4 protein-coding genes and 1 pseudogene are annotated in these 3,677 nt (G+C 72.3%); all 5 read right to left on the bottom strand.

Features of this window, described 5'->3' with window-relative positions:
• Positions 1-145 precede the first annotated feature (145 nt).
• Positions 146-499 carry a hypothetical protein gene (locus AC27IO_RS21795; protein ID WP_284430855.1) on the bottom strand — a complete coding sequence of 118 codons (354 nt, stop codon included), beginning with the start codon at positions 497-499 and terminating at the stop codon, positions 146-148.
• A 16-nt stretch (positions 500-515) separates the two neighbouring features.
• Positions 516-1,130 (bottom strand): GNAT family N-acetyltransferase, encoded by a 615-nt coding sequence (locus AC27IO_RS21800; protein WP_284430856.1) that lies wholly within the window; start codon positions 1,128-1,130, stop codon positions 516-518.
• A 54-nt stretch (positions 1,131-1,184) separates the two neighbouring features.
• A complete protein-coding gene (locus AC27IO_RS21805) occupies positions 1,185-2,108 on the bottom strand; it encodes an ABC transporter permease (RefSeq protein WP_284430857.1) in 924 nt (307 codons plus the stop codon).
• A gap of 109 nt (positions 2,109-2,217) precedes the next feature.
• Entirely contained in the window at positions 2,218-3,279 is a 1,062-nt protein-coding gene (locus AC27IO_RS21810; RefSeq protein ID WP_498740722.1) for an ABC transporter permease, read from the bottom strand.
• A pseudogene (locus tag AC27IO_RS21815) lies at positions 3,276-3,677 on the bottom strand (hypothetical protein); the annotation flags it as partial. The gene AC27IO_RS21810 and the pseudogene AC27IO_RS21815, both read right to left, overlap by 4 nt.

The raw sequence follows: 3,677 nt of genomic DNA on the forward strand, positions 1-3,677 counted from the left end.
GGGGGCTCGCCGGTCGCGGTGCGCATCAGCCGCTCCAGCGTGCGTTCCGACACGCCCAGCGCCCGCGCGGCGGCCCCCACGGTCGGGGACTGCGCGAGGGCGGCCAGTGCCTCCTGCACGCGCGTGTCGCACCGCGTGAAGTCGGCTAGAGCCGCGTGCACGCGTGCACGCGGGCGGCGGTCTCGGCCGGATCGCGGGTCAGGTCGATGGCCTGCACCGACTGCAGCAGCGCGTCGGCATCCACCCCCACGCCGGGATGCAGCCAAAAGCCCAGCCAGTCCTCGCCGGCGCGGGCGGGCACGCCGTAGGCCTGCTGCGGCAAATGCGACACCATCCAGTGCACGGCACCGTGGGCGTCGATCTGCACGATGAGGTCGCGGCACCCGTCGGGCAGCACGCAGGTCACGCCGGCTTCGGTGCCCTGGTGCTGCCAGCGTTCCAGCACCGTGGGCGGCAGCCACACCGCGGTGGGGCAGGCGGGCAGCAGGGGGTGTTCCATGGGAGGCCGGGGCCTTTCAGCCGCCATGCGTGCCGGCGTGCCAGTTGGTGCGGGCGAGCCGGTACAGGCAATGCGGCCGCACCGGGTGGCCCACCGGCACGGCCGGGTGGTCGAACGCTTCGGTGGGGCTTTCGCGCATGCCCAGGCGCTGCATCACCGCGCGCGAGCGCTGGTTGCCCAGGGTGGTGAATGACACGATCTCCGCCAGGCCCAAGTCTTCGAAGCCTGCCCGCAGCGCCAGGCGCGCCGCCTCGCTGGCCAGGCCCTGGCCCCAGAAGGGCCGGGCGAGCCGCCAGCCGATCTCCACGCACGGCGCGAAGGGCAGTTCGGCCGAGGGCGTGTGCAGGCCCACAAAGCCCATGAAGCGCGGGCCGCTGTCGCCCTGCAGGCAATCCGCGGCCCAGAAACCCCAGCCGCGCTGCGCGATCAGCGCCTCGATCCGGTCGGCCATGGCATCGCTGGCGTCGCGGGCCAGCGGCGCGGAAAAGTGCGCCATTACCGCCGGGTCGGCATTCATCGCGGCGAAGGGCGCGCGGTCGGCGGCGGTCCAGGGCCGAAGGCGCAGCCGCGGCGTGGCCAGGGACTCCGGGGCGATGGGGACGAAGGTGTCCGGGGGCTGGGGCGTCGGCATGCGCCGATGTTATGGGAGAGGAGAGGGGGCCAAGGTCCGGTCGCCCAAGGTTCGCTACCGCTCGCCCTTGCGGTAGGGCTTCATCAGCGCCTGTGGATACGCCGCCTTGCGGGCCACCAGCACCAGCGCCAGGATCGACAGCAGGTAGGGCAGCATCAGGTACACCTGATACGGCAGCCACGCATCGCCCGCCTGCTGCAGCCGCAACTGCAGCGCGTCGAAAAAGGCGAACAGCAGCGCGCCCAGCAGCGCCTTGCCGGGCCGCCACGAGGCGAATACCACCAGCGCCACGCAGATCCAGCCGCGCCCATTCACCATGTTGAAGAAGAACGCATTGAACGCCGACAACGTGAGAAACGCCCCCGCCACCCCCATCAGCGCGGAGCCCGCCACCACCGAAGCGGTGCGCGTGGCCGCCACCGGAATGCCCTGGCCCTCGGCCGCCTGGGGGTTCTCGCCCACCATGCGCACCGCCAGCCCGAGCGGGGTGCGCAGCAGCACCCAGGCCAGCAGCGGCACCAGCAGCAGGGCCAGCAGCGTGAGCGGTGTCTGGGCCGAAAGGATGGGAATGCCCAGCCAGGCCATGGGCGCGAACGGCTCGATCGTGGGGGGCGTGGTCACCTTCGGAAAGCCCACGCGGTAGCCGTAGTAGCTGAGCGAGGTGGCCAGCAGCGTGATGCCCAGCCCCGACACGTGCTGCGACAGCGCGAGCCCCACGGTCAGCCAGGCGTGCAGCAGCCCGAAGGCCGCCCCGGTGAGCGCGGCCACCAGCACGCCAGTCCACAGGCCATGGCCGGCATACACCGTGAGCCAGCCCGTGAAGGCGCCCGCGACCATGATCCCCTCGATGCCCAGGTTCAAAACGCCTGCGCGCTCGCACAGCAGCACGCCCAGCGTGCCCAGGACGAGCGGCGTGGCCACCCGCAGCGTGGCAATCCAGAACGCCGGGTTGGCCAGGATGTCCATCAGCTCGGTCATACTGCCCAGCCCTTCCATGCATTTGCTATTGATTTGGTAGCATCAAGGGCAATCATGACTAGGGCATGGGCGCGATTCGGCTTGAAACCGGTCATGGCATGCTCCCGCATCACTTCCAGCGCACCCGGTACTGCGCGAGCAGCCCCGCCACCAGCACCGCGATCAGTGAGGCCGCCACGATCACGTCGGCGATGTAGGTGGGAACGCCCACCGCGCGGCTCATGCTGTCCGCCCCCACGAGCACCCCCGCCACGAAGACGCCCGCGGCCACCACGCCCAGCGGGTGCAGGCCCGCCAGCATGGCGATCACGATGCCGCTGTAGCCATAGCCTGGCGACATGTCCAGCGTCACGTAGCTGGTGCGGCCCGCCACCTCGATGGCGCCTGCCAGGCCTGCCAGGCCGCCCGAGAGCAGGGCCACCAGCACCACCGTGCGCGTGATCGGCACGCCGGCGAACGCCGCCGCGCGGGCATTGGCCCCCGCCGCGCGGATCTCGAAACCCGGCACCGTGCGCGTGAGCAGCGCCCACAGCAGCACGGCCAGCCCCACGGCCCACAGCAGGCCGGTGTGCAGCCGCGTCTGCGGCACCAGGCGCGACAGTTCCAGCTCGCCTTGCAGCGCCACGCTTTGCGGCCAGCCGAGGGCGAGGGGGTCTTTCATCGGACCGTCGAGCAGGGCGGACACCAGCAGCAGCATCACGAAGTTCAGCAGCAGCGTGGTCACCACCTCGTCGACGCCGAGCCGCGCCTTCATCAGCGCCGGCCCCAGCAGCAGGGCGGCCCCGGCCAGCGCGGCGGCCAGCATCATGAGCGGGAACAGCACCGGCACGGGCCATTGCAGGCCGGCGCCGCCATGCATGCCGCCCACCGCCACCGCCGCGATCGCGCCGGCATACAGCTGGCCCTCCGCGCCGATGTTGAAGAGCCGCGCGCGGAACGCCACGGCCGCGGACAGCCCCGTCAGGATGAGCGGCGTGGCGCGCGTCAAGGTCTCGGTCAGCGCGAACACCGAGCCGAACGCGCCCTGCGCCAGCAGCGCGTAGGTGCGCCCCACGGGGGCGCCGGCCCACAGCACCAGCAGGGCGCTCACCAGCAGGGTGAAGGCCACCGCGCCGACCGGGGCCGCCACATAGGCCAGCGCCGAAGTGCGCTCGCGTTTTTCCAGTCTCATGGGGTGTCGCTTTCAGGCGCGGGCGCCACGGTGGCCGGTGCGGCGTCGGCGCTGCCGCGGGCCCCGCCGGGGTCTGCCCCGGCCATGGCCAGGCCGATGGCCTCGCGCGTCCAGCCCTCGGCGGGGCGTGCTTCGCTCAGGTGCCCGGCGTGCATCACCGCCACGCGGTCGCCCAGCGCCAGCACCTCGTCCAGGTCGTCGGAGATCAGCAGCACGGCCGCGCCGGCATCGCGCGCAGCCACCAGTTGCCGCTGCACGAACGTGACCGCGCCGATGTCCAGGCCCCAGGTGGGCTGGTGCGCCACGATCAGGCGGGGGGCCGGCTGCGTTCCGTCGCCCGGCGGCAGCAGGGCCCGGCCCAGGATGAGTTTTTGCATGTTGCCGCCCGACAGCGACCG

The sequence above is a fragment of the Acidovorax sp. KNOB132 genome (assembly GCF_057541515.1).